We start from the raw sequence: 24654 nt of genomic DNA, 5'->3' as shown, positions 1-24654 counted from the left end.
GTCAGGGGTCGGGTGCAGGAGAAGAAGCATCTCGCAATATCGCGTCGGCCAGCTCACGCAGCTTGTTTTTCTGTATTTTGACGGAGTTGGCGCTTTGCACCGAGGGGAACCGGTCGAGCACGGCAAAACCGGCGGGGACTTTGAAGCCTGCCATTCTAGTCCGGCATGCCGCATGCCATGCCTGCTCGTCCGCGTCCGATCCCGGCTCCAGCAGGACGAAGGCGAAGGGGACGGTCTTGCCGTGGCGGTTCGCCCCGACCACCTGGCAGGCCCGCACGCCGGGCAGCGCCGCGACCACCGATTCTATTTCCGCGGGATTGACGAGGAATCCCGCCAGTCTCAGCGAGTCGCCCATGCGCGCCTGGAAAACGAACTGGCGGACGCTGACGGTATAGCCCAGATCGCCCGTGCGGAAATAGCCGTCGTGCGTCAGCGCCTTGCGCGTTTCCTCCGGCTGGTCCAGATAGCCGAGCATCAGGCTGGGCGAACGAATCTCGATCTCTCCGGATTGCCCATGAGGCAGCAGCGCCCCGGTTTGCGGATCGCGGGCGCGCACCAAGGCGCGCGGATGCACCAGGACGCCGCCTGGCTGGCGGCGCAGCGTGACGTCGCCCTGCGATGCATCCGCCGGCTGCACGGCCAGCAGGGCCTGCAGTTCGCTCGAACCGTACAGGCCGGCCAGGGGCAGGCCGGCCGCGTCGGCCAGCGCGAACAGTTGCCCGGAGTCTGGCGCGAAGCTGGCGAAGCCGAATAGCCGGGCCGATGCCAGATCTCCCGGCGACGCTGCCTGCAGGATGTGCATCAGCGCCTCGTTATTGGCGTAGGTATGCGTGATGCCGTAGCGGCGGATGGCCTGGACCGAGGAGACGGCGCTGAACACGGGTTCGAGCGCCAGGGGCACGCCGCCGGCCAGGGCGCCCGCCAATGTCGCGAAGCCGAAGGCGCCGCAGAACGGCGCGCTGGCAAGCACGCAGCTGCCGTCGCCGTAGCCTGCCGCATGTCCTACTGCATCGCCGTGCAGCAATAGGGTGCGCTGATCGTGCAGGACGAATTTCGGCAGGGAGGTCGTGCCGGAAGTGGTGAAGCATAGGACGCCGGCGTTGGGCTGTGCAGCCGGCGCGGCGCCGCCGCCCGCCGCCAGGAGCCGGAAGGCGTGCTGCCTATGGCCGCGCCAGGCGGGTGCGAGGGGTTCGCCCGGCTCTGTCCAGGCGACCAGGCCGCGCAGCCGCGCGGTGCTCGCCGACGGCACTTCGTCCAGGATCGCAGGAAAATCGATGCCCTTGAAGGTAGGCCAGAACAACAGCCAGTCGGCCTTGCCCCGGCCGAGGATGTCGGCCACTTCGGCCGAACGGAAGCGGGTGTTGACGGCCAGCACCACGGCGCCCAGCCGCGCGCAGGCGAGGAAGGACACCACCCAGGCCGTGCAATTGGGCAGCCACAATGCCACGCGGTCGCCGGGCCGCATGCCGGCGCCCGCCAGCCCGGCTGCGAGGGCCTGGACCTGGTCCTGCAATTGGCGGAACGAGAGCCGCTGGCCGCGGTCGATCAACGCGCAGGCATCGGGCCGGCTGGCGACGAGGTCTTCCAGCCGCTGCGCGAAAGTATGGTCCGGCGATGCGCCCATGGCTATACGGTGGCGATGGGAGTGACGGGCGAGCCCGCCGCGCCGGGCATGCGCAGCGGCGGGGCGGTGAGCAGGAAGCGGTTGCGGCCGTGCTGGTGCAGCCAGTCGGCCAGCGCCTGCAGATACCACAGCTCGGCGAGCGGCACCCCGAGCTTGAACAGGCAATGGTGGTGCAGCGGCAGCATGGAGTGGCCCGGGCCGGAAGTCCGGGCGGGATAGGCTTCGACCGCGTAGTTGTCGGCGCAGATCGCGGCGATCCCGGATTCGCTGATCCAGTTCAGCAGCAGGGCGTCCGCGCCGTCCAGCACCGCGCCGGTCCGTTCCAGTTCGTGCACGTCGGGCTCGCCCCCCATGGCGACGACGGCCTCGGCAAAACCCGTGCGCAGCACCAGCATGTCGCCCGGCTCGATCTCGACGCCCGTCGCGCGCATGACGGACTGGAGCACGTCATGGCCGACCACGGTGCGTCCCGGCCCCAGATGGCGGGCCAGATCGACCAGCACGCCGCGGCCCTGCATGCCTTTTTCCGCATAGCGCCGTACGCTCAATTTGTGCGCGTACGAGCCGCCGGCTGCGCAGCACCCGGCATGGCCGTCGCCCGCATCCTCGCCGCCGAGCACGTCCACGCCCGCTTCGTAGCCGTTGTAATAGACCCGGCGCAGCACGCCGTCGCCTTGCGTGTCGAACCATGCGCCGACGTGGCACAGGCCGTCCCATTGCGTGGAGTACTGCATGCACAGCGTGACCTGGTCGTCCGACAGCACGTCGATGGCCGATTCCTGCATGCGCGACATGGGAAAGTTCATGTACGGCACGCCGTCGCGCAGCGTCGGCGACAGCACCGGAGGATGGCGGCGCGCGTTCAGCGCGTTTCCTCCCGGCAGGTCGAGCGGCAGCGACAGGCAGAACACCTTGCCGGCGCGCACTTCGGCAACGGCGTCGAGCACCTTCTCTTCCGTCAGCAGGTTCAGCCGGCCCAATTCGTCGTCCTGTCCGAAGTCCCCCCAGGTGGAACCTTCCGGGCGCCGTCTCCATCGAGTCATTCCGCTTGCCTCCATACTGGTGGTTCTCTTCGTAAAAACATAATATACGTATTTACGTACTTTTAAAAGAAAGCGGCCCGCGTTCGAACCGCGCCGGACTACAGGAGCAGCATCGTGAATTCAACTGTTGCAGAGAAACCCGCCGCCCTGGTGACGGGCGCCAGCCGAGGCATAGGGCGCGCCATCGCGGCGCGCCTGATCGACGACGGGTACGAGGTGTTCAACTTCAGCCGGCGCGCGCCGGCGTCGCTGCTGCCGGGCGAAGTCTTCGTGTCTGTCGACCTGGCCGACGGCGACGCCACGCGGCGCGCCGTGGACGGGCTTGCCGCCCGCCGCCAGGTGCTGCATCTGGTGAACAACGCCGGCATGATCGAGGTCAACGAGATCGAACGCATCTCGGCCGATCAGATGGCGCGTACCCTGGCGCTCAACCTCATTGCGCCGCTTGTTCTGCTGCAGGGGCTGCTGCCCGCCATGCGGGCCGCGGGCCGCGGACGCGTCGTCAATATCGGCAGCCGGTCGGCGCTGGGCAAGCCCGGCCGCAGCACGTACAGCGCGTCCAAGGCGGGCATCGTCGGCATGGGGCGCACCTGGGCGCTCGAATTGGCGCCGCATGGCATTACCGTGAACACGGTCGCGCCCGGCCCGGTGGCCACCGAACTGTTCAATGAGGCCAATCCGCCCGGGGACGCCCGCACGCGCAAACTGGAAGCCACCATACCGGTAGGCCGCTTCGGCCGTCCCGACGAAGTCGCCCATGCCGTGGCCATGTTCATGGATCCCCGGGCCGGATACGTGACCGGCCAGGTCCTGTACGTGTGCGGCGGCCTGACTGTCGGCACGGCATGACCCGGGCCGGGCGCCGGCGGGGCCGGCGCGCTTACCCTGGCGCCAGGACGGCTTCGATCAGGAACGGCCCCGGCCGTTTCATCGCCATGCCCAGCACATCGACGAAGGCCTCGACGGTGTCCACGGCGGCGGCTTCGACGCCCAGGCCGTTGGCCAGCTTCACCCAGCCCAGCGCCGGATCGTCCAGGTCGAGCATCCGGCGCGCATTGCGGCCGGCCGTGCCGGCTCCGACTTTGCGCAGTTCGCCGTGCAGGATGGCGTAGCTGCGATTGGAAAGAATGACGGTCACGATATCGAGCCGCTCGCGGGCCTGGGTCCACAGCGCCTGCAAGGTGTACATGCCGCTGCCGTCCGCTTGAAGGCACACCACTTTGCGGCCGGGGCAGGCGACGGCGGCGCCGATGGACAGGGGCAGGCCGAGGCCGATGGCGCCGCCGGTAATGGGCAGGAAATCATGCGGCGGCGCGCCCCGCGTCCAGGCGAACAGGTCGCGGCCCGAGCTTACCGATTCGTCGCACACGATCGCGTGGTCCGGAAGCATGCGGCCCAGCGTGACGATCGTCGACCTGGCCGTCAGCGCGCCCGTGGGCAGGTCCGGCGGCGGCGTGGCGTCCAGCAGGGGCCGGGTCGAGGCCGGTATCGCCAGCTCGTCGGCCAGCCAGTCCAGCGCCTGGACCAGGTCGGTGTCCGGCGACGCCAGCTCGACGATCCGGCATGCGGGCGGCAGCAAGGTGCTGGGCTTGCCGGGATAGGCGAAGAAGGCGACCGGCACCCGGCTGCCTACCAGCACGATCTGCTCGGTTCCCGCCAGGTCGTCGATCGCGGCATCCACGTTGAATGGCACGCGATCGACGATCACCCTGCCGGCGCCGCGCTCCATGCGCCCGTTGGCCTGCTGGGCCAGCAGCCGGGCGCCGCTGGCCTGCGCGATGCGGCTGGCGGTTTCGAGGGGCCGGGCGCGCAATGCGCTGCCGGTTGCCAGGATCACCGTCTTCTTGCCGTTGCGCAGCGCCGCGGCGGCCGCGCGCACGGCGTCGCCGGAAGGCGAGGCGGGGGGAGGGATCTTCGCCTTGGCCACCCTGCCGCCCTTGGTGTCGCCCCAGGAAACGTCGGCGGGCAGGATCAGCGTTGCGATGTGGCCGGGCGCGCTGCACGCGGCGGCGATGGCGTCCGCCGCATCGGACGAGACCGCGTCGCTCGCGGCGATGGTCCTGACCCAATGGGACATCGGCGCGGCAAGCGCTTCGATGTCCGACGTCAGCGGTGCGTCGAACTTCACATGGTAGGTGGCGTGTTCCCCGACGACGTTGACGACGGGGGTCTGGGCACGCCGCGCGTTGTGCAGGTTGGCCAGGCCATTGGCCAGCCCCGGCCCGAGGTGGAGCAGGGTGACGGCAGGCCTGTCGGCCATGCGGGCGTAGCCGTCCGCAGCCCCCGTGACCACGCCTTCGAACAGCCCGAGGATGCAGCGCATCTGCGGCTTGCGGTCCAGGGCCGCGACGAAGTGCATCTCCGATGTGCCGGGGTTGGCAAAACAGACGTCGATGCCGTTGTTCAGCAGGGTGTCGCACAGGGCGTCCGCGCCTGTGGTGGATGAAGGGATCGGTGCCATGCCCGGGAATTCCTCGTGATTGCAGTGCCGTCCTTACTTTCCCGCATTCCTCAAGGCGGGATACAGGGTTTCGGCGGTTCCGCCGAAGATGCGCGCGCGATCGGCGTCCGGCAGGCAGGACAAGGCCCGGACCGCTTCGCCGACCATCTCTTTCAAGCTGCCTTCGGATGCCGGGAAATTCGAACCCCAGGCGATCCGGTCGGCGCCGAAATGCTTCACCAGTTCGGGAAAGAAGGTGTCCGGCGCGGCGGGGGCCGTGCCGGCCTTGCGCACCGAGCTGGTCGTCAGTTTGAGAAAGACGTTCTCGTGCTCGGCCAGGCGGAACAGCACGCCGGCGGCGGCATAGGGAGGGCCGTCGTCCATGGCGACGAACATCAGGTGATCCAGGATCACGCGGACGCCGGGAAAACGTTCGAGCAGGACCTCGAGCTGCGGCACGCCTTCCGGACGCATCTGCACGCAGACCGGGATGCCCAGTTCCGCGGCGCATTCCCATGCGGGAAACGACCGCGCGTCCGCCAGCCAGTCGGCCTGTCCCGACATGGTGCTGCCCGTCGTGAAGAGCCGCAGTCCCGACAGCTTCCGGTCCACCCAGTGGCGGATCTGCCGAGGGGCGTCCTCGGCCAGCACGTCGATGGAGAACACCCCCGTGAAGCGGTCGGGGTGGGCCGCGACCGTATCGGCGACATAGGCGTTGTCGTAGCCGTAGCAGGTGGAAGACTGCACGATGGCGGCGCCTGCCACGCCCGCCTCTTCCATTGCCGCGACCAGCTGTTCGGCGGTGGCCGGTCTTGCGCGGGACCACCCCGATGCGTTGCCGCCCAGCGGCGCCCGCGGATACTTGTCCGTGTCCGGCGAGATGACGTGAGGGTGGATGTCGAGTATGCGCTGTTGCATGAAGTGCTCCATACGGGGGCCGGCGAGGGAGGAAACGGGAGGCTGCCGTGGCGCCGTCACTGCTGCGGGATGCCCGCCTCCATGATGACGGTCCGCCACTTCCCGATCTCCGCCTTCATGTGCTCGCACATTTCATCGGACGTGCTTCCGAGCGGCGTAATGCCGAGTTCTTTGAGCTTTTCCGCGACCGCGGGATCGGCAAGGGCCAGGTTGATCTCTTTGCTCAGGCGGTCGACGATGGGGCGCGGCGTTTGAGCCGGCACCGAAATGCCGTTCCAGGACGACGCCTCGTAACCTTGCACGCCGCTTTCGCTCAGCGTGGGAACCTCGGGCAGCCCCGCAAAGCGCTCCGGAGAGGTAATGGCCAGTGCCCGCATGGTGTGCGCCCGGAGCTGGCTGAGGACGGGCGGCACGATTTCGAACGCGAGGTCGACCTGGCTGCCGCGCACGGCGTTGACCACCTCGGCGGTCGACTTGAACGGCACGACCGGCGCCTGTATGCCGGCCATGGACGTGAAGAGCACTGCGGACAGGAACTGCGTGCTGCCCGCGGTGACGGTGCCGATGTTCAGTTTGCCCGGATTGGCTTTCGCGTACGCGATGATGTCGGCGATCGATTTGAAGCGCGACTGGGCATCGACCAGCACGACGAGGTCGAAGCGTCCCATGGTCGAGACGCAGACGAAGTCTTTTTGTACGTCGTAGGGCAGCGACTTGAATAGCGAAGCGCTGATCGCGCTGCCGTTGCCGTTCAGCAAAAGCGTATATCCGTCGGGCTTGGCGTTCTTCACCGCCACCGACGCCACCGCGCTGGCGGCGCCGGGACGGTTCTCCACCACGACGCTCTGGCCGACGCTCTCGCTGACCTTCTGCGCGACCATGCGCGCGGTGATGTCCGCCACGCCTCCCGGTGCAAGCGGCACGACGAGCGTCAGGGCACGGGACGGAAACGACGCGTGCTCTCTTTCCTGCGCCGAGGCGCTCGCCGCCGTGGCGGCGAACAATGCCAGGGCACTCCAGATCCATGAACGATTGCGTTTCTGCCATTGCATAGCATGTCTCCTCGTTGGTCGTCCGCGTGCCGGACCGGAGTCCGGCCTCGCGGCGCTTCCTTGCGCCCGTCGGGGGGCGTCTTCCGCGCATTATGAGACCGGGGGGGAATGAGTACCCATTGAATAAAACCGTGTTTTTGATAACCTTTTGGTTATCGCCGCCCGCTTCGCGGATCGGTTGGCATACGGGGGATCGGAACTTGGTGCAGCTCGACGCTTACCTACGCACGAATCTGAAGACCCGCCACCTCCGGCTGCTCGTCGCGCTCGACCAGTTCCACGGCATTCGGCTGGTTGCCGACCACCTTCACGTCACCCAGCCCGCCGTGTCGAAGGCGCTGAGCGAGCTGGAAAAAGGGCTCGGCGTCATCCTGTTCGAGCGCACGTCGATGGGGCTGAGCCCCAATGCATACGGGAAATGCCTGATCCGCTATGCAAAGAACATCCTGAAAGAGGTGCACCAGGCCAACGACGAACTGCTCGATCTGGTGCAGGGAACGTCCGGCAGGGTTTCGATCGGCGCGATGCAGGGCGTCATCTCCACGCTGCTGCCCGCGGCGCTGACCAGGATGAAGGCGCTTTCCCCGGCCACCACGGTCAGCATCAAGGAAGGCACCCTCAACGGCCTGATTCCCGATCTGCGCAAGGGGGATCTGGACATGGTCGTCGGCCGGCTGCCCTGGATCCGTTCCGACTACGAGCTGAAAGAAAAAATCCTGATCGAACGGCCCGTCATGCTCGTCGTTCGCCGTACGCATCCGCTGGTCGGCAAGGAGAATCTCGGCTGGCGCGACCTGCAGGGCTATCCCTGGGTCCTGCCGCCGCGGGGAGCCCTGCTGAGGGATCCGCTTGAGCGCGAGCTGGAGCGCCACGGGGTGCCCATGCCCAACGACTACATCGAGACCCTGTCCGTGCATCTGACCCTGGCCTACCTGCAGAGCACCGACGCCATCGCCTGCCTGGCCGGCCACGTCGCCAACACGCCGGCGACGCCCGACCTCGTGGACATCCTTCCCCTGCGCATGCCGGCATTGATCGGCCGGGTGGGCATTACCTGGAACGGCAAGCACACTCTTTCTCCCAGCGCCCGGCTCCTGTTCGAATGCCTCGAAGCCTCGGTGCAAGACGCCGGCAAGGCGGGCGCGCGCAAGCGCCGGGATGCCGCCGGGCCTACTCTTCCCGGCTCGACGACGTGAAGCAGGCATCCGGCAGCGCCTCCGACAGCTCGGCCGGCCCGGGATCCAGGCACCGGGCGAGGCTGTCGAGAATGGCATCTTCCGGAAGATCGCGCCCGATGAATACCAGGCGGCTGCGCCGCGGGCCGGCGCCCCATGGCTGCCCCCGGTCGATGGCGATCGTCAGCTGCACCGCCTGCACGACGACCTGGCGCGCCTCGCCCGCCACCCACAGGACGCCCTTGCAGCGATAGAGGTCGGTGCCCAGTCCTTCGGCCAGGGCCGACAGCAACTGTTCCAGGCGGCCCGCGTCGAAGGGGCGGTCGGTGGCGAAGGCGAAGGAGCCGACGTCGGGCGTGTGTTCCGCGGCCGCCGCGGCCACGGCGTGGCCGTGGGCGCCGTGGCCGTGGTGGCGGCAATCGCCGTGGTCATCGCCATGCAGGCGGTCTTGCGCCGCATGGTCGTGCAACACCGCCGCGGCATCGAAGGCGCCCACGTCGAGCAGGGCGTCGAGGTCGGTCAGGCCCCGGCGCATCCAGGCAATGGGCACGCGCGGATTGATGCGCGCGAGTGCGTCGGCCAGGGGCGGCAGTTCGGCGCCGTCGACCAGGTCCACCTTGGAGACCAGCAGGCGATCGGCATAGCCGACCTGGGCGCGCGCTTCGGGATGGGCGGCCAGGGTGCGCACGCCGTGGCAGGCATCGACGACCGTCAGAATGGCGTCGAGCCGGTAGGCGGACGCTACGCCGGGTTCGAGAAATATCGTCTGGGCCACCGGGCCGGGATCGGCCATGCCGGTAGTCTCGATGACGACGCGTTCGAACCGCAGGCTGCCCTGTTCGCGGCGCCGGGCAAGCTCCTCGAGCGCGCGGGCGAGATCGCCGCGCATCGAGCAGCACAGGCAGCCGTTGCTCATTTCGACGATTTCCTCGCTGGCCTCGCGCACCAGCAGGTCGGTGTCTATGCTTTCCGGTCCGAACTCGTTTTCGATGACCGCGATGCGCTGGCCGTGGCGTTCGGTCAGGATGCGGTTGAGCAGGGTGGTCTTGCCCGAGCCGAGGAAACCCGTCAGGACGGTGACCGGCACGCGCGCCGCGCGCCCTTCGGCCGGCCCGGCGGGCGCGTTCATGCCGCCGCTCCGCGCGCGGGCGGGCCGAGCGGCGCCCTGTCGGTGAGGGCCGCCAGCTCGGTGGGGTTGTCGCGCATCATGCGGTAGATGTCCCCCAGCGATACGTCGTAGCCTTGCAGGCGCTGGCCGAACATGCGGAATTGTTCGTCGGGGAACAGCCCCGAGATCATGCCGCCGCCGTCGGTGGACATGACGCAGCGCGCCGCGCCCACGCGCTTGATGGTCTCGGCCATCAGCTCGTAGTCGTAGCGCAGTTCCTTGCGGTGCCGCGACGGGATGAGCAGCGTCGAGCACAACTCGACGTAGGCGCCCCGCCGGGTGATGTCCTCGGCATAGTCGATGTCGACCCGTGGAAAGTAATAGATGTGGTTGACCAGGACGCGCGCGCCGATCTGCGCGCAGCGGTCGACGATGAGCGAGATCTCGTCGGGGCTGAGGTGGGCGGTGCAGAAGAGGGCGTCGTACTGCTTGACCAGGTCCAGGATGTCGAGGATCTCGGGCGTCAGCCGGCCGTCGGCGCCGAGGACGGTGACGCCGCCCCGCTCGCTGCCCGGCAGCACCATGCCCGGCACGCCCCATTTGCCGAATTCGCCGGTGATGGTGCCGTGGTAGCAGGCGTGGCCGGTCGGCCCCCAGACGATGCGGCCGCCCAGCATGAAGGCCGCTTCGACGGCCGCCGGGTTGACGCCGCCCACGCATTGATTGAGCGTGACGCCGCCGATGACCTGCAGGCCCGGCACCGCCGTCTGGGCGTGGTAGGCGCGCGAGACGGTGTTTTCGTGGTGGCTCTTGAGCGCAATGGCCCGCATGCCGGCGTCGCGCGCCCGCCGTGCCATGTCGAGGTCGTCGCCCAGGCGCGGGAAAAGGCAGGGCGCCGAGTGCACGTGCAGGTCCACGCAGTCGGTAAGATCGAAGGGGCCTTGCACGTAGCGGCCGTGCAGGGTGGAGTCGTCGGTCATGCTTGCCTCCTGGGCGCGGTGTGGTTGGCAGGCGGCCGGACCGGGCCTGGTCCGGCGCGGCGTCAGTTCTGCGGCGGGATCGCGAGCCGCTTGACCAGCGTGCCCTTCTCTTCGTAGTCGCGCATCACGCTGGCGGTGAAAGCCTTGCGGTCCTTATAGACGATCTCGTCGCGCAGCATCTTGACCGCGGATTGCATGACGTCGGTCTCCACGGCCTTCTTGCACGCTCCCTCCAGCTTCGCCAGCACCGGCGCGGGCGTGCCCTTGGGCGCCATCAGGCCGACCAGGGCAGGCTGCAGCGACGGCAGCCCGAGTTCCTTGAGCGTCGGCACGTCGGGCATTTCGGGGTGGCGGCGGTCGCTGATGACGGCCAGTATGCGCACCGGACGCGAGGTGGCCAGGGTGTTGCCCACGGTGACGATGCCGAAATCGAGCCGCGCCGTCTGCAGGTCCAGGAACATCGGGGTCTCGCCACGGTAGGGTACGCCGGTGACCGAGAAGTTGCGGCCTTGTATTGCCGTTTCGAGCGAGAGATGCGTGATGCTGCCCACGCCCAGATGGCCGTAGCTCAGCTTGCCCGGCGAGGCCTGGATGGCGGCGTACAAGTCCTGCAGGGTCTTGTAGGGCGAGTTCTGCGGGACGGCGATCGCGAAGCGGTTCTCGAAGACCTGGCAGACGTACTCGAGCGAGTCCACGCCGTAGGCGGGCTTGCTCATCAGGTGCAGCGCGTTGGTGATGGGCGTGATGGGGCCGAAGTTCAGCACGTAGCCGTCGGGCGGAGCGGACACCGTGGCGGCAGTGCCTATCATGCCGGAGGCGCCGTCGCGGTTCTCCACCACGACCGATTGGCCGAGCTCCTGGCTCATGGCGCGGGCGAAGCCGCGCGCCATGGTGTCGATGCTGCCGCCGGCCGCCCACGAGACGATGATCTGCACCGGCTTGGCGGGGTAGGAACCCTGGGCGAATGCCGCGACGGGCAGGAGCAGGGCGGCGAACAGCGCGGCGGCGTACCGCGGCGCGGACGATAGGGGGTGGCGGTGCATGGTGTCTCCTGTAGATTTTCTGGGAAGAACCTCGGCGCCGGCGCGGACGGAACGGCCGGTCACGGCCTGGCAGGCACGCTGGGGAGATCGGGACTGTAGATCGACAGCCGCCGCCGTGGACCGGATTGGTGCGGTGCAGCGGGTGAAATCACATATGTGATTTCGCGGCGGACGGAGCGGTTTTGCATTGTCCCCGGCGCCGGGGGATTCTTATGATCCGCTCCACGGCAGCGGCGATGCACCGGCCGCGGCGAATCACACGACAGGGAGGCACACATGTTGAAACAGACCTTGGGCGTCATGCTGGCGGGGCTCTCGCTCACGTTCGGCGGCCCGGCGGCCGCCGCGGACGCGGCGGCGGATTTCCCGTCGCGGCCGTTGCGCCTGCTGGTGGGCTCGCCGCCCGGCGCCTCGACCGACACCTATGCGCGCATCATCGCCGAGCCGCTGGGAAAAGTGCTCGGCCAGAACGTGGTGGTGGAGAACCGCACCGGCGCCAGCGGCATCGTGGCCACCAGCGCCATGCTGAATTCGGCGGCCGATGGCTACACGCTGCAGTTCGTCTATACGTCCTACACGCTCGCGCCCAGCCTCTACAAGGATCTGCCCTACGACGCCAACAAGGATGTGGCCGGAGTCTCCATGGTGGTGACCTCGCCGCTCACATTGGTGGTGGGCGCCTCGTCCTCGCTTTCCAGCATCGACGATCTGGTCAAGCTATCGCGCAAGCGGTCGCTGAACTACGGTTCGGCGGGCGTGGGCAGCGGCGGCCACCTGACCGCCGAAATGCTGCGCCTGGCGGCCGGCATGCCGGCCGTGCATGTGCCCTATCGCGGCGCCGCGCCCGCCGCGGCGGCGGTGGCGGCGGGCGACGTCGATTTCGCCTTCGTGGCGCAGGTCACCGCCCGGGAATTGATGCAGGCCGGCAAGCTGCGCCCGCTCGCGGTCACCAGCACGCAGCGCACGCCGATGCTGCCCGATGTGCCCACCATGCAGGAGCTCGGCGTCAAGGACTACGAGTTCTTCAATTGGTTTGGCGTGGTGGCCTCGGCCAAGACGCCGCCGGCCATTCTCGATAAGATCAGCCGCGGCATCGCCCAGGTGCTCAAGAATCCGGACGTGCGCGCGCGCCTGACTTCGGACGGATCGGAAGTGGTCGGCAATACTCCCGCCGAGTTCAATCGCTTCCTCCTGGCGGACATCAGGAAGTCGGGCGAACTGGTGCGGCAGATCGGCATCAAGCAGGAATAGGAAATCATGGAAGCAACGAAGACTGCGGAACAGGGGCCGCTCGCCGGCGTGCGGGTGGTGGACCTGTCGACCGTCGTGGTCGGGCCGGCATGCACGCTGGCGCTGGCCGACCATGGCGCGGAGGTCATCAAGGTCGAGGCGCCGGACGGCGACCTGATGCGCCAGCTCGGCGGCGGCGCGCGCCACCGCGGCATGACCGGCAAGTTCATGAACTTCAACCGCAACAAGCGCTCGGTCTGCATCGATCTCAAGACCGAAGGCGGCCGGGCGGTATTGCGGCGCCTGCTGGAAAGCGCCGACGTGTTCATTACCAACATGAGGGCGAGCGCGCTGGACAAGCTCGGGCTGGACTGGGAATCGCTGCGTGCGGTCAATCCCCGGCTCATCCACTGCCTGGTGCTGGCTTTCGGCCGCAAGGGGCGCTATGCGGGACGCCCCGCCTACGACACCGTCATCCAGAGCGTCTCCGGCGTGGCCGGCGCGTTCGAGGCGTCGAGCGGCGAACCCCGCTTCGTGCCTTTCGTCATGACCGACCACATCACCGGCCAGATCGCCGCGCAGGCCATCGGCTTCGCGCTGTACCGGCGTACGCGGACCGGCGTGGGCGAGTCCATCGAAGTGCCGATGTTCGAAACCATGGCGGCCTTCGTCATGCGCGAGCACATGGGCAATCTGACGTTCGACCCGCCCATCGGCCCGGTCGGCGACGCCCGCATCCTCAATGCCGACAACCGGCCGGTGCCGACCAAGGACGGCTACATCGCCATTTCCCCCAATACCGACGCCCAGGCCTTCGCCTTCTTCGACGCCATCGGACGGCCGGAGCTCAAGACGGATCCGCGCTTTTGCAGCGTGGCCGCGCGCACGGCCAACAGCCTGGACTACTACTCGCTGCGCGCGAGCGCGCTGCGGGACAGGACCTCGGCCGAATGGCTGGAAATCCTCGAGCGCATCGACGTGCCGGCCATGCGCTACAACACGCTGGAAAGCCTGCTCGACGATCCGCACCTGGAGGACGCCGGCTTCGTCTCCCGCGTGGATCATCCCAGCGAGGGGGCGATCCGGCAGATCGGCCTGCCCAATGCCTTCTCCGGCGGCAACCGGCCGGAAACGCGGCCCGCGCCGCGGCTGGGCGAGGACACCGTCGCGGTACTGAGAGAATGCGGCTTCGGCCAGGATGAAATCGATGCGGCCCTGCGCGACGGCATCGTCCATGGCGTCGAACGGGAGGAACGGCAATGAACCAGGTCCATGCCGCCGGCGAGGCGGAATTGGTCGTATCGACCGACGGCCACGTGCGGCTGCTGAGGTTGAACCGCCCCGAACGGCGCAACGCCTTGTCGCGCTCGCTGATGATGGCCGTCATCGAGGCGGTGCTGGACGCGGAGGAAGACGACGAGGTGCGCGTCATCGTGCTGACCGGCACCGGCGATGCGGCGTTCTGCGCCGGCGGCGATCTCAAGGAGATGCGCGGCAACGACGAGGCCGGGGCGCGTTTCCGTTCGCCCATGAACCGGGTCGAGCGCAATGTGTTCGAGGTGGTGCTGGAAGCGAAGAAGCCCACCATCGCGGCGCTCAACGCCAGCGCGGTCGCCGGCGGCTTCGAACTGGCGCTGGCTTGCGATCTGCGCATCTCGCATGCCGGGGCGCGCTTCGGCCTGCCCGAGACCAAGATCGGCATGGGCGCGAATTTCGGCTCGGTGCTGCTGCCCCGGCGGGTGGCGCCGGGCATCGCGCTGGAAATGCTGTTCACCGGCGAATATATCGACGCGGCCGAAGCGCACCGGATCGGGCTGCTCAACCGCGTGGTGGCCGAGAGCGAGGTGCTGCCGGTAGCGCTGGAGATGGCGCGCAAGATCGCCGAGAATGCGCCGATCTCGGTCCGGCGCGTCAAGGCCGTGGCGCTGCGCGGGCTGGAACTGCCGGTGGCGGCGGCGCTGCGCCAGGACCCCGGCGCCAATCCCTACCTGAGCGAGGATCGCAAGGAAGGCATACGCGCGCGCCTGGAGAAGCGCAAGCCGGTATGGCGTAATCGATAGGAGCAGACAGATGAAGACCGCATGGCCCAAGGTGTTGATCACCGACGAAACGCTGCGCGACGGATTGCAGATCGAACGCGAAGGCGTGACCGTCGACGAAAAGCTGGAACTGCTGGAGATGCTGGTCGGCGCCGGCATACGGCGCCTCGTCGTGGGGGCTTTCGTCAATCCCAAGTGGAGTCCGCAGATGGCCGACACGCTGCGCCTGGTCGAGCGGCTGCGGCCGGTGCCGGGCGTGGAGTTCTTCGCGCTGGCGCTGAACGAGCGCGGCCGCGAGGACCGCAAGCGGCATGTCCCCCCGCTGAGCGTGGAGCCCTTGCCGGCCACGCATTTGCACATGTGCGAAGTATTCCTGCAGCGCAATACCAACCAGACCATGGAGGGGCAGGAGCGGATCTGGCGCGCGCCGGTGGAGAAGGCCCGCGCGGCGGGCGCGACGCAGGCGGCGGTCGGGCTGAGCGCCGGCTGGGGATCGAACTGGAGCGGCAAATTCACGCAGTCGGCGCGGCTGGATACGCTGCAGCGCCAGGTCGACGCGTGGCAGGAGGCCGGCATCGAGGTCAGGCGCGTGGATCTGGCCGACCCGATGGCGTGGAACACCCCGCTGGAGGTGGCGGGCGATCTGGAAGCGATCAAGCGGCGCTTTCCCTCCATCGACATCTTCCACCTTCATCTGCACAACGCCCGGGGCATGGCGATGCTGTCCATGTACGAGGCGCTCAAATTGCTCGACGCCAGCGACACCCTGGTGGCGGATACGGCGCTGGGCGGCATAGGCGGGTGCCCGTACTGCGGCAACGGCCAGGCCACCGGCATGATCCCGACCGAGGATTTCGTCCAGTTGCTGCAGGTGCTGGGCGTGGACTCGGGCATCGACCTCGACCGCCTGGTCGATGCGTCGGCGCGGCTGTCCGAGATACTGGGCCGGCCCTTGCATTCGCAGGTGGCGCGCAATGGCCCGCTGCCTTCGGCGGACCGTCTCTACAGCCCGGAGGTCCCGGTGGTCTACACTTTCCAGGAGGCCCAGCATTTCCGGCTGGGGCCCTCGGTCTATGAAGGCAACGCGCGGCCCTGGATCAAACCGGCCGCGCCGGCCGGCAAATAGTGGCCCCGAGCCGCCACGCCGGACGGTACGAGGCGTGGAGACAATGGAAGGGACGATCAAGTCGGCGCGGCGGGTGCTGGAAATCTTCGAGTTCTTCGCTCAGACCCACGCCGCCGCGACGGTCAAGGAACTGTCGCAGTGCCTGGGCTATCCGCAGTCCAGCACCTCGCTGCTGCTCAAGAGCCTGCTGGCGCAGGACTACCTGCGCTACGACCCGTCCACGCGCGCTTACTACCCGACCCTGCGGGTGATGCTGCTGGGTTCATGGGTGCACGACGAGATCTTCGGCAACGGCAGCCTGATCTCATTGCTCGAAGGGCTGCGGCGCGAATTCGGGCATTCGGTGCTGCTGGGCATGCGCCAGGGCATCTACGTGCGCTACATCGTGACGCTGTGCGCCGAAACCACCGGCCTGCCGCCTTATGCGACCGGCATCCTGCGGCCGGTGTGCCGCGCGGCAGTGGGCAAGATACTGTTGGCCGGGCTGCGCAATGCCGAGATCTCGCTGATCGCCCGCCGCGCCAATGCGCAGGAGGCCGATCCCGCTTGCAAGGTGGCGGTGCCCGAACTGCTGGCCGACATCGAGGTTTGCCGCCAGCGGGGTTGGGCCGAAAGCCGGGGGCGGGTCGTGCCCGGGCGCAACGTCATCGCCATGGCCCTGCCGCCGGTGCCGGGCCAGATGGACCTGGCCATCGGGCTGGGCGGCCCTGAAGACGAGATCGTCCGCCAGCGCGACCAACTGGTCGAGCGCCTGCGGCAGATAGGCGTGGCGCTGCAGGGGCGCGCAACGCTCCAGGCCGTCATGGCGCCTGCGCCGCGGCCCGTGCTTGCCGATGGAAACAAGGCGGCGCCGGGCGCGCGGCTATGATGGCCGGAGCCTGCCCATTTCCGGACCGACGACCATGACCGAGCGATTCGACGAGGTTCCCGACAGCACCGCGGCACGCGTGGCGTTGTGGCGGGCCCTGCACGCGCGGGCGGATGCGCCGCCGCACGTGCTCGAGGACGAGATCGGCCTGCAGCTGCTGGCGCCCGACGCGGGCTGGGAGCAGCGCGGCGACATGGATCCTGCGTTCACCCGGCCGTTCCGCGCGTCTATCGTGGCGCGCGCCCGCTACATCGAAGACCTGGTGGCGGAGCAGGCCGGCCAGGGGCGGGTAGACCAGTACGTGATCCTGGGCGCGGGCCTCGATAGCTTCGTCCAGCGCCGGCCGGAGCTGGCCTCGCGCCTGCGGGTGTTCGAGGTCGATCAACCGGGCCCCCAGGCCTGGAAGCGGCGGCGCCTGATCGAACTCGGCTGGGGCGTGCCGGACTGGCTGCGCTTCGTGCCGGTGGATTTCGAGGCTGGCGGTTCCTGGCGCGAGGGCCTGCAGGCCGCGGGTTTCGACGCCGGCAAGCCGGCCGTCGTGGTTTCCACCGGCGTCAGCATGTACCTGACGCGCGAGGCGAACCGGCAGACGCTGCGGCAGGTCGCGGCGCTGGCGCACGGCTCGACCTTCGTCATGACCTTCCTGCTGCCGCTGGACATGGCGGACGACGACGTGCGCCCGGGCCTGGAGATGGCGGAGCGGGGCGCGCGGGCGAGCGGCACGCCCTTCGTCAGTTTCTTCCGGCCGCCGGAGATCCTCGGCCTGGCCCGCGAAGCGGGCTTCGCCGAGGCTCGCCACGTATCGGCGGCGGATCTGGCCCGGCGCTATTTCAAGGACAGGGCCGACGGCCTGCGGCCGCCGAACAACGCCGAAGAATTGCTGGTCGCGTCGATCTAGGCCCCCGAGGCGTTCCATGCACCTCCTGTGGACCTATCTCAAGCCCCATCGCTCCCTGGCCCTGCTGGCCTTGCTGCTGGCCGGCGCCTCGCAGATCCTGGCCCTGGTCGACCCCATCATCTTCGGCCGCATCATCGACGAGTACGCCGTCCATCGCGCCGGCAAGACCGAACACGAACTCGTCACCGGCGTGCTCGCGCTGCTGGGCCTGGCCGTGCTGATCGCCGTGCTGTCCCGCCTGGCGCGTGCCGTGCAGGAATACCTGACCCGCCTCATGGTGCAGAAGCTCGGCACCCAGCTTTTCAACGACGGCCTGCGCCAGGTGCTGCGGCTGCGCTTCCAGGAGTTCGAGGATTTGCGCAGCGGCGAGGTCCTGTCCCTGCTGCAGAAGGTCCGCGCCGATTGCGAGCGCTTCATCAACACCTTCGTCAACACGGTGTTCGCCGCGGTGGTGGGCGTGGGTTTCCTGGTGTGGTATTCGTTCGCCAAGAGCTGGCTATTGGTGCCCGTGTTCCTGGTCGGCGTGCTGGTGCTGGGCGGGCTGACCGGCTTGCTGAGCCGCGAGATCAAGGGCCAGCAGCGCTCCATCGTGCGCGAGACCAACCGCAATTCGGGGTTTATCACCGAATCGCTGCGCAACGTGGAGCTGATCAAGAGCCTGGGGCTGACCTATCCCGAGATCCGCCGCCTGCAGGCGCGGACCATGGCGATCTTCGCGCTGGAGATGGAGAAGGTCAAGCGCATACGGATGCTGTCTTTCCTGCAGGGGATGACGCTGAGCCTCCTGCGGCTGTCCATCCTGTTCGCGCTGCTGTGGCTGATCTTCCGCGACGTGCTGAGCACGGGCGAGTTGATTGCGATGCAGTTCATCTCGGTGGCGATCTTCGCGCCCTTGCAGGAGCTGGGCAACATCATCCTGGCCTACCGGGAGGTCGATGCATCGCTGTCGAACTTCGCCGCCTTGATGGAAAAGCCGGTGGAGCGGCGCGCGCCCGGCGCGGTCGACGTCGGGCCTTTGCACGACGTGCGGTTCGAGGGCGTGAGCTTTCGCCACAACGGCGCCGCGGATTGGGCGCTGGCGGACGTCAGCTTCGGCGTCGAGGTGGGCCGGACCGTCGCGTTCGTGGGGCCGTCGGGTTCCGGCAAGTCCACCCTGGTCAAGCTGCTGGTCGGCCTGTACCACCCGGACCGGGGCACCGTGCGCTACAACGGCCAGCCCACCACGTCGCTGCGCTTCAACCGGGTGCGGCGGCAGATCGGCTTCGTGACGCAGGAAGCGCACATGTTCGCCGGCACGATCCGCGAGAACCTGCAACTGGTCAAGTCCGACGCCTCGGACGAGGAGATGGTGGCCGCGATGGAGCAGGCCTCGTGCGCCTACCTGCTCGAGAAGTCGTCCGCCGGGCTGGACACCACCATAGGCGAGATGGGCATGAAGCTGTCCGGCGGCGAGAAACAGCGCCTGTCGATCGCGCGCGCGCTGATCCGCCAGCCGCGGCTGCTGATCTTCGACGAAGCCACCTCGGCCCTCGATTCGCTGACCGAGGAACAGATCAACGAGACGGTGCGGCGCATCTGCGAGCGCCGCACGCAGATCACGATAATGATCGCGCACCGGCTATCGACGGTGATGCAGGCCGACACCATCTTCGTGCTGGAGAAGGGCCGCATCGTAGAGCAGGGCAGCCATGACGAACTGCTGGCCGGCAAGGGCCTGTACTACGCGATGTGGCGCCAGCAGATCGGCGAGCGGCCGGGGTCTCCCGCCGCGGCATCGAGCGGGCTGTGAGCGGCCGCGGCCTCGCGGCGCCGGCGTTCAGCGTTTCGTGAACGGCAGCACCAGCCTCGATGGATGCAGGGCGTCGCGATAGACCTGGTGCGTGACCGGACGGCCCACCGGCAGGTGGTAGGCATCGGGCGGCAGCAGCGCGTTGTGGTCGTCGATCAGCGGCTCGTCGTTCATCAGCTCCACCACGAGGCGATGGCCCGGCAGCAGGGTCGCGGCGAAGGGGTAGAGGCGCAGTACGTACTCTTCGATCTTGCCCGGCGTCACCGGCACGGCCCGGGTGTGCGGATGATAAGGATTGCCTTCGGTCGTGCGCGGGTCCAGCTCGCGGTGCGACGCCTTCAGGAAGCCCGTGGTGAGGAGCTGGCGCTTGCCGCCCGGCACCTCGTCCCACACGCGCATGATGAGGTTGGTGTCGTCCTGGTCGATCGCCACGAACAGATGCGCGGCGCCCGTGCCTATCATCTCGACCGCCTCGGTGAACGGTTCGGTGCTCCAGGACAGGATCTCGACCTTGTCGGTGACGGTGAGCGGCGCCTGGTGGAAGCCGTCGGGCGTCGCGTGTTCCGGACCCATGAGCTCGGGCTCGGGCGCGAGCTTGCGGCGCGTGCGAAGGTAGAGCGGCTGGTAGTCCACCTCCTTCGGCGGCCATTGCTGCGCGCCGATCACCTGGCGCGAGCCCTCGACATAGACGCTGACATCCGGTTCGTCCATGATGCCGTTGTCCTTGCCCTTGAGCCAGTAGTCGTACCAGCGGAACATCTTGTCGTGCTCCTCGATCCAGGGGCGCGACTGCATGGGCGGGTAGGGGCCGATGTCGAGCTTCTTCGGTCCCTTGAGCACCTCGAACAGTTCGATATGGCCGTCCACCGTCCAGCCGCGCCCCTGGTTGATCTGCAGGTACACCGGGATGTCGATGTTCCTGGCCAGCGTGACGGGGTTGCGTTCCTCGTACCAGGGGCCGTCGAACTGATTCATGACGATGTCGAACCAGAACTCGCGGTTCTTGGGGTACTTGAGGACGTGGAGCAGGTTGGGCCAGGCGGCCACGTCCGGATCCCGCAGCCGAGCATCGACGAGCTTTTTCAGCTCCTCGGGCGAGTACACCTCCTGCATGCGCGACTTGACGTTGGTGTGGGCGATGCCGGAGTCGCCGCCGCGCCCTTCGCGCGCGGCGCGCGGCATGAACCACATGATGCCGCCATGGTAGGTGGTTTCGTAGAAATCGAAATGCCCGCCGCTGACAAATATGGCCTTCAAATGCGGCGGCCGCTCGGCCGCCGCCAGCACCTGCATGGAGCCGAAGTAGGAAATGCCGATCATTCCCACATTGCCGTCGCACCACGGCTGCGCGGCCACCCACTCGACGAGGTCGTAGAGGTCCTGCCCCTGCGAGACGCCGCCGAAGTTGTAGTTCCCGATCATCACGCCGCCGGAGTCGCCCGTGCCGCGCATGTCGCCGATGACGTGGACGTAGTCTTCCTTGACCACGCGTGCGATATCGCCGGCTTCGATGCAGCCGTCCCACATGGGGCTGGGCCGCCGCTGCGGCGGCATGGTCAAGGCCAGCGCCTGCAATTCCTTGCCATAGGCGCTCATCGCGATCAGCGCGGGGCGCGGTTTGTCCTCCACGCCATGGTAGGCGTCGATGGCCAGTTCGACCCCGTCGCGCATCGGCACGCGGATGTCTTTGCGCACGGCGATGGTCAGATCGCCCGCCTGCCGCGTTTCACGTGTTTCTTGTGTGCTCATGTCTAGCTTCAATCGCGTGTCTTCGGTTGGATATTTCGTCGTGAGGTTCAGTCCAGCGTCACGCCCATCTTGCGCACCAGTTCGACCATGCGGACGGATTCCTTCTTCACGAAATCCGCGAATTCCTTGCGCGGCATGGCGGCCAGCATGTAGCCGCGTTCGCTCATGGCCTGGCGGAATTCCGGATTGCCGACGGCGGTGGCCACGATGTCGTGCAGCCTGTCCAGGCGCGCGGCGGGAGTGCCCTTGGGGGCGAACATGCCGTCCCAGGAGAAGATTTCATAGCCCGGCACCGTGTCGGCCAGCGGCGGGGCGTCGGGCAGGGCGGGGACCGGCTGCTTCATCGATACGGCCAGCGCGCGCAGGTTGCCGTCCTTGATCTGCGGCATGAGCGGGGGCGTGACGTCGATCATGAAGGACACCCGGCCCGCCCGTATGTCGACGTAGGCCGCGGATGAGCTGCGGTAGGGAACATGGCTGAGCTCGATGCCGGTCATCTGCTGCAGGAGCGCGCAGGCCAGGTGGGAAACCGTGCCATTGCCGCCGGAAGCGCAGCTCAGCTCGCCCGGATGCTGCCTGGCATGGGCAATGATGTCGGCGGGCTTGCGGAATGGCGAGTCCTTGCTGACGACCAGCGCGAGCGGGGTGCTTCCGAACAGGGCGACGGGTTCGAAGTCGCCGATCGAGAAGCCGGGATTCTTGTAGAGCGCGTGGTTCGTGCCCATCGTGCCCATGGTGCCGAAAACGACCGTGTTGCCGTCCGCCGCGGCGCGGGCCACGGCGGCCGTGCCGATGTTGCCGCCGGCGCCGGGCCGGTTTTCCACGATGAATGGCGTTCCCGTGACCTTGTTGAGTTCATTGCCGAACAGGCGTGTCAGGGAATCCCCGCCGCCGCCGGGCGAGAACGGCGCCACGAAGACGATCGGGCCCTTGGGCCAATCCGCCGGCTGGCTGAAACTGGTCGATGCGGTGGTAGCGGCGGCCAGGGCAAATGCGGCCCGGCCCAGGAAATGCGCGAGAGAAAAACGGCGTTCCATGGTGTGTCTCCGGCAATGTGGTCGAATAGGCCCGCATGGTAGAGAGCGTTTCGATATGAGTCCAACAGATAGTTGTCATATCGGGTATGGTTTGAATTCATGAATGAGCGCGTGTTTCCATGAATCTCGATAACTTCGACCTCAACCTGATCCGGGTGTTCTTGGCCATCGCCAAGCATCGCAACGTCACGGAAGCCAGCAAGCAGCTGCACCTGACGCAATCGAGCGTGAGCCATTCGCTGGCGCGCTTGCGCACGCTGTGCAAGGATGCGTTGTTCGTGCGTTCCAGCGGCGGCATGGTTCCCACGGCGGCGGCGCTGGCGATGGTCGAGCCGCTGGAGCAGGCCCTCAAGACGGTGCGCAGCAGCCTGAGCAGCGCCACGCCCTTCGACGCCGCCACGAGCGAACGCCGCTTCACCCTGTTGCTGACCGACGTCGGACAATTGAGCTATCTGCCGCCCTTGCAGGAGTACCTGAGCACGCATGCCCCGCAGCTCGGCATCGACGTGCTGCACCTGCCGTTCGACGGCTATCCCGAGGCTTTCATCAACGGCGTGGCGGATATGGCCATCGGCTATCTGCCCACGCTGTACAGCGGCTTTCACCACCGTAAACTGTTCGAAGCGCAGCACGTCTGCATGGTGCGCGCGGACCATCCGCACATACGCGATTCCATTTCACTGGAGCAATACCTGGCCGCCACGCACATCGTGGTCGATCCCCCGGGGCGCGGGCCCGGGGTCGTGGAAAAAGCCCTGGCCCGCGCCAGGCTGCAACGCAATGCGGTGATGCGCCTGCCGAACATCTTCGCGGGTCCGCTCATCGTGCGCCGTACCAACCACATCATGTCCGTGCCTGCGCACACGCAATTCCTGCAAGGCGAACTGGCCGGGGTGAAGTTCCTGCCCCTGCCCTTCAAGGCGGAGGTCATGGATATTCGCCTGCTCTGGCACGAGCGCACGCACCATGATCCCGGCAATCAATGGCTGCGCGATACGATCGCCGAAGTGCTGTCCGGCCCGCCGCCGGTCCGAGGATGCCCATGACGCCACGTTCCACCCAGGTCCACGCCAGCACGCCGCCCTTCGGCCCCGGCCGCCACGCGCTGCGCGGCGCGATGCTCAGTTTCCATGCCGATCCGTTCCTGGCGGATCCGCAGTCCTCGTATACGCACTGGCCCGATGCGCTGGTGGTGATCGAGGATGGCCGCATCGCGGAAGCCGGCCCCTATGCGCGGCTGCGCGGCCGGGTGGAGGGGGCGATGCCGCTGGCGCATTATCCCGATGCGCTGATCCTGCCCGGCTTCATCGATACCCACATCCACTATCCGCAGACGCAGATGATCGGCGCGTTCGGCGAGGAATTGCTGGATTGGCTGAACAAGTACACCTATGTGGCCGAGCAGCAGTTCGCCGACCGCGCGCATGCGGAAGCGGTGAGCGGACTGTTCCTGCGCGAGCTGCTGCGGGCGGGAACGACGACGGCGGCGGTGTATTGCACGGTGCATCCGCAGTCGGTGGACGCGTTCTTCGAGGCGTCGGAGCGTTTCGGCACGCGCATGATCGCCGGCAAGGTGATGATGGACCGGAACGCGCCTCCCGCGCTGCTGGACACCGCGCAGAGCGGCTACGAGGAATCCCGGGCTTTGCTCGAGAAATGGCATGGGCGCGGCCGGCAGCTCTATTGCGTCACGCCGCGCTTCGCGGCGACGTCGACGCCGGCTCAGCTGGAAGCGGCGGCGCGGCTCTGGCGCGAGCATCCCGGCACCTATATGCAAACGCACCTGAGCGAAAACCTGGGCGAGGTGGGCTGGGTCGAGGGTCTGTTCCCGGCATGCTGCGACTACTTCGACGTCTACCGCCAGGCCGGGCTGGCGGGGCCGCGCGCGATTTTTGCGCACGGCGTGCACCTGTCGGAAAGCGAATTGTGCGCCTGCCATGCCGACGGCGTGGCGCTGGCGCATTGCCCGACGTCCAACCTGTTCCTGGGCAGCGGGCTGTTCAAGCTGTTCGAGGCCAGGCGGGCCGATCGGCCAGTGCGGGTGGGGCTGGGGACCGACATAGGCGGCGGCACGTCGTTCTCGCCGCTGCAGACGCTGAACGAGGCCTACAAGGTAGCGGCGCTGAACCGCACGCGCCTGACCGCCGCCCACGCCTTCTACCTGGCCACGCGCGGCGGCGCCCACGCCCTGTACCTGGACGACAGGCTGGGGGCGATCGAAGCCGGCTACGAAGCCGACCTGACGGTGCTGGACCTGCACGCCACGCCGCTCTTGAAATTCCGCATGAGCCATTGCGCGGACCTGATGGAGCGCCTGTTCGTGCTGATGACCCTGGGCGACGACCGGGCGGTGCGCGCCACCTACGTCGCCGGCCGCCCCGTCTACGACCGGACCCTCGCCCAGCCGTTCCGCTATGCCGATGGCAGTCAAGACCCGATTCCGCATGACTGAGCCGGCCACATCCAACTCAGAATGCCGTGGATCCAGCCCCCACCCCGGAGGCGGTGGATCCGGTTCCGCCGGTCCACCCGCCT

At 67.8% G+C, this 24654-nt stretch carries 21 protein-coding genes; 11 read left to right on the top strand and 10 right to left on the bottom strand.

Annotated features, from left to right (window positions below; genetic code table 11):
• Position 1: 1 nt before the first annotated feature.
• Both PIGHUM_RS01220 and PIGHUM_RS01215 read right to left on the bottom strand, forming a co-directional pair.
• Positions 2 to 1624 carry an AMP-binding protein gene (locus PIGHUM_RS01220; RefSeq protein ID WP_124077424.1) on the bottom strand — a complete coding sequence of 541 codons (1623 nt, stop codon included), beginning with the start codon at positions 1622 to 1624 and terminating at the stop codon, positions 2 to 4.
• A gap of 2 nt (positions 1625 to 1626) precedes the next feature.
• Positions 1627 to 2667, bottom strand: a complete 1041-nt coding sequence (locus PIGHUM_RS01215; RefSeq protein ID WP_124077423.1) for a cyclase family protein — start codon at positions 2665 to 2667, stop codon at positions 1627 to 1629.
• Positions 2668 to 2781: 114 nt separating this feature from the next.
• Between PIGHUM_RS01215 and PIGHUM_RS01210 the strand changes: the two genes are divergently transcribed.
• Positions 2782 to 3516 (top strand): SDR family NAD(P)-dependent oxidoreductase, encoded by a 735-nt coding sequence (locus PIGHUM_RS01210; protein ID WP_124077422.1) that lies wholly within the window; start codon positions 2782 to 2784, stop codon positions 3514 to 3516.
• 31 nt (positions 3517 to 3547) lie between these two features.
• Here the strand turns inward: PIGHUM_RS01210 and PIGHUM_RS01205 are convergent, their stop codons facing one another.
• Genes PIGHUM_RS01205 through PIGHUM_RS01195 form a run of 3 tightly spaced genes read right to left on the bottom strand, consistent with a single transcriptional unit; the run spans position 3548 to position 7077 of the window.
• Positions 3548 to 5128, bottom strand: coding sequence for an acetolactate synthase large subunit (locus tag PIGHUM_RS01205; RefSeq protein ID WP_124077421.1), 1581 nt, complete (start codon positions 5126 to 5128; stop codon positions 3548 to 3550).
• Positions 5129 to 5161: 33 nt separating this feature from the next.
• Positions 5162 to 6025 carry an amidohydrolase family protein gene (locus tag PIGHUM_RS01200; protein ID WP_124077420.1) on the bottom strand — a complete coding sequence of 288 codons (864 nt, stop codon included), beginning with the start codon at positions 6023 to 6025 and terminating at the stop codon, positions 5162 to 5164.
• 56 nt (positions 6026 to 6081) lie between these two features.
• On the bottom strand, positions 6082 to 7077 hold the full coding sequence (locus tag PIGHUM_RS01195; RefSeq protein WP_124077419.1) for a Bug family tripartite tricarboxylate transporter substrate binding protein: 996 nt from the start codon (positions 7075 to 7077) through the stop codon (positions 6082 to 6084).
• Between the two features lie 203 nt (positions 7078 to 7280).
• Here PIGHUM_RS01195 and PIGHUM_RS01190 point away from each other — a divergent pair, with 203 nt between their 5' ends.
• The gene (locus PIGHUM_RS01190; RefSeq protein WP_246012877.1) at positions 7281 to 8273 is read left to right on the top strand and encodes a LysR substrate-binding domain-containing protein; all 993 of its coding nucleotides are present in this window, start codon (positions 7281 to 7283) and stop codon (positions 8271 to 8273) included.
• Here PIGHUM_RS01190 and PIGHUM_RS01185 read toward each other — a convergent pair.
• From PIGHUM_RS01185 to PIGHUM_RS01175, 3 genes are all read right to left on the bottom strand, one after another.
• Positions 8248 to 9381: a CobW family GTP-binding protein gene (locus PIGHUM_RS01185; protein WP_124077417.1), complete on the bottom strand. Its 1134-nt coding sequence runs from the start codon at positions 9379 to 9381 to the stop codon at positions 8248 to 8250. The genes PIGHUM_RS01190 and PIGHUM_RS01185 overlap by 26 nt on opposite strands.
• Positions 9378 to 10340 (bottom strand): DUF6282 family protein, encoded by a 963-nt coding sequence (locus tag PIGHUM_RS01180; protein WP_124077416.1) that lies wholly within the window; start codon positions 10338 to 10340, stop codon positions 9378 to 9380. Before PIGHUM_RS01180 ends, PIGHUM_RS01185 begins: the two co-directional genes overlap by 4 nt.
• Positions 10341 to 10402: 62 nt before the next feature.
• Positions 10403 to 11383 (bottom strand): tripartite tricarboxylate transporter substrate binding protein, encoded by a 981-nt coding sequence (locus PIGHUM_RS01175; protein ID WP_124077415.1) that lies wholly within the window; start codon positions 11381 to 11383, stop codon positions 10403 to 10405.
• Positions 11384 to 11659: 276 nt separating this feature from the next.
• On the opposite strand from PIGHUM_RS01175, the gene PIGHUM_RS01170 reads away from it, so the two are divergent.
• The 7 genes from PIGHUM_RS01170 to PIGHUM_RS01140 are packed head-to-tail and all read left to right on the top strand — an operon-like array spanning position 11660 to position 19333.
• Positions 11660 to 12634, top strand: a complete 975-nt coding sequence (locus PIGHUM_RS01170; RefSeq protein ID WP_124077414.1) for a tripartite tricarboxylate transporter substrate binding protein — start codon at positions 11660 to 11662, stop codon at positions 12632 to 12634.
• A 6-nt stretch (positions 12635 to 12640) separates the two neighbouring features.
• The gene (locus PIGHUM_RS01165; protein WP_124077413.1) at positions 12641 to 13876 is read left to right on the top strand and encodes a CaiB/BaiF CoA transferase family protein; all 1236 of its coding nucleotides are present in this window, start codon (positions 12641 to 12643) and stop codon (positions 13874 to 13876) included.
• Complete coding sequence (locus PIGHUM_RS01160) at positions 13873 to 14673, top strand: enoyl-CoA hydratase/isomerase family protein (RefSeq protein ID WP_124077412.1); 801 nt, start codon at positions 13873 to 13875, stop codon at positions 14671 to 14673. The genes PIGHUM_RS01165 and PIGHUM_RS01160 overlap by 4 nt, the downstream gene beginning before the upstream one ends.
• Positions 14674 to 14683: 10 nt before the next feature.
• Positions 14684 to 15778 (top strand): beta/alpha barrel domain-containing protein, encoded by a 1095-nt coding sequence (locus tag PIGHUM_RS01155; RefSeq protein WP_124077411.1) that lies wholly within the window; start codon positions 14684 to 14686, stop codon positions 15776 to 15778.
• Between the two features lie 43 nt (positions 15779 to 15821).
• Positions 15822 to 16646, top strand: coding sequence for an IclR family transcriptional regulator (locus tag PIGHUM_RS01150; protein WP_160142091.1), 825 nt, complete (start codon positions 15822 to 15824; stop codon positions 16644 to 16646).
• A 34-nt stretch (positions 16647 to 16680) separates the two neighbouring features.
• On the top strand, positions 16681 to 17544 hold the full coding sequence (locus tag PIGHUM_RS01145) for a class I SAM-dependent methyltransferase (RefSeq protein WP_124077409.1): 864 nt from the start codon (positions 16681 to 16683) through the stop codon (positions 17542 to 17544).
• Between the two features lie 16 nt (positions 17545 to 17560).
• Complete coding sequence (locus tag PIGHUM_RS01140; protein WP_124077408.1) at positions 17561 to 19333, top strand: ABC transporter ATP-binding protein; 1773 nt, start codon at positions 17561 to 17563, stop codon at positions 19331 to 19333.
• Between the two features lie 27 nt (positions 19334 to 19360).
• On the opposite strand, the gene PIGHUM_RS01135 is transcribed toward PIGHUM_RS01140, so the two are convergent.
• Together PIGHUM_RS01135 and PIGHUM_RS01130 are read right to left on the bottom strand one after the other, a co-directional pair.
• Entirely contained in the window at positions 19361 to 21082 is a 1722-nt protein-coding gene (locus tag PIGHUM_RS01135; RefSeq protein ID WP_124077407.1) for a CocE/NonD family hydrolase, read from the bottom strand.
• A 47-nt stretch (positions 21083 to 21129) separates the two neighbouring features.
• On the bottom strand, positions 21130 to 22119 hold the full coding sequence (locus PIGHUM_RS01130) for a Bug family tripartite tricarboxylate transporter substrate binding protein (RefSeq protein ID WP_124077406.1): 990 nt from the start codon (positions 22117 to 22119) through the stop codon (positions 21130 to 21132).
• A 119-nt stretch (positions 22120 to 22238) separates the two neighbouring features.
• On the opposite strand from PIGHUM_RS01130, the gene PIGHUM_RS01125 reads away from it, so the two are divergent.
• Positions 22239 to 23165: a LysR family transcriptional regulator gene (locus PIGHUM_RS01125; protein ID WP_124077405.1), complete on the top strand. Its 927-nt coding sequence runs from the start codon at positions 22239 to 22241 to the stop codon at positions 23163 to 23165.
• Positions 23162 to 24571 (top strand): guanine deaminase, encoded by a 1410-nt coding sequence (gene guaD / locus PIGHUM_RS01120; protein WP_124077404.1) that lies wholly within the window; start codon positions 23162 to 23164, stop codon positions 24569 to 24571. Before PIGHUM_RS01125 ends, guaD begins: the two co-directional genes overlap by 4 nt.
• The last annotated feature ends 83 nt before the right edge of the window (positions 24572 to 24654 follow it).

The sequence above is a fragment of the Pigmentiphaga humi genome, from assembly GCF_900606115.1.
GTDB lineage: Bacteria > Pseudomonadota > Gammaproteobacteria > Burkholderiales > Burkholderiaceae_B > Pigmentiphaga > Pigmentiphaga humi.
Note: the sequence above shows the minus strand (reverse complement) of the source record. Positions and strands in the feature narration are given on the sequence as shown.

Excerpts from the sequence above, each read along its gene's own strand:
- PIGHUM_RS01145 (WP_124077409.1), top strand. The coding sequence starts at position 16,681 with ATGACCGAGCGATTCGACGAGGTTCCCGACAGCACCGCGGCACGCGTG.
- PIGHUM_RS01205 (WP_124077421.1), bottom strand. The coding sequence starts at position 5,128 with ATGGCACCGATCCCTTCATCCACCACAGGCGCGGACGCCCTGTGCGAC.
- PIGHUM_RS01195 (WP_124077419.1), bottom strand. The coding sequence starts at position 7,077 with ATGCAATGGCAGAAACGCAATCGTTCATGGATCTGGAGTGCCCTGGCA.
- PIGHUM_RS01160 (WP_124077412.1), top strand. The coding sequence starts at position 13,873 with ATGAACCAGGTCCATGCCGCCGGCGAGGCGGAATTGGTCGTATCGACC.
- PIGHUM_RS01220 (WP_124077424.1), bottom strand. The coding sequence starts at position 1,624 with ATGGGCGCATCGCCGGACCATACTTTCGCGCAGCGGCTGGAAGACCTC.
- PIGHUM_RS01165 (WP_124077413.1), top strand. The coding sequence starts at position 12,641 with ATGGAAGCAACGAAGACTGCGGAACAGGGGCCGCTCGCCGGCGTGCGG.
- PIGHUM_RS01140 (WP_124077408.1), top strand. The coding sequence starts at position 17,561 with ATGCACCTCCTGTGGACCTATCTCAAGCCCCATCGCTCCCTGGCCCTG.
- PIGHUM_RS01155 (WP_124077411.1), top strand. The coding sequence starts at position 14,684 with ATGAAGACCGCATGGCCCAAGGTGTTGATCACCGACGAAACGCTGCGC.
- PIGHUM_RS01215 (WP_124077423.1), bottom strand. The coding sequence starts at position 2,667 with ATGACTCGATGGAGACGGCGCCCGGAAGGTTCCACCTGGGGGGACTTC.
- guaD (WP_124077404.1), top strand. The coding sequence starts at position 23,162 with ATGACGCCACGTTCCACCCAGGTCCACGCCAGCACGCCGCCCTTCGGC.
- PIGHUM_RS01135 (WP_124077407.1), bottom strand. The coding sequence starts at position 21,082 with ATGAGCACACAAGAAACACGTGAAACGCGGCAGGCGGGCGATCTGACC.
- PIGHUM_RS01170 (WP_124077414.1), top strand. The coding sequence starts at position 11,660 with ATGTTGAAACAGACCTTGGGCGTCATGCTGGCGGGGCTCTCGCTCACG.
- PIGHUM_RS01125 (WP_124077405.1), top strand. The coding sequence starts at position 22,239 with ATGAATCTCGATAACTTCGACCTCAACCTGATCCGGGTGTTCTTGGCC.
- PIGHUM_RS01185 (WP_124077417.1), bottom strand. The coding sequence starts at position 9,381 with ATGAACGCGCCCGCCGGGCCGGCCGAAGGGCGCGCGGCGCGCGTGCCG.
- PIGHUM_RS01200 (WP_124077420.1), bottom strand. The coding sequence starts at position 6,025 with ATGCAACAGCGCATACTCGACATCCACCCTCACGTCATCTCGCCGGAC.
- PIGHUM_RS01150 (WP_160142091.1), top strand. The coding sequence starts at position 15,822 with ATGGAAGGGACGATCAAGTCGGCGCGGCGGGTGCTGGAAATCTTCGAG.
- PIGHUM_RS01180 (WP_124077416.1), bottom strand. The coding sequence starts at position 10,340 with ATGACCGACGACTCCACCCTGCACGGCCGCTACGTGCAAGGCCCCTTC.
- PIGHUM_RS01130 (WP_124077406.1), bottom strand. The coding sequence starts at position 22,119 with ATGGAACGCCGTTTTTCTCTCGCGCATTTCCTGGGCCGGGCCGCATTT.
- PIGHUM_RS01175 (WP_124077415.1), bottom strand. The coding sequence starts at position 11,383 with ATGCACCGCCACCCCCTATCGTCCGCGCCGCGGTACGCCGCCGCGCTG.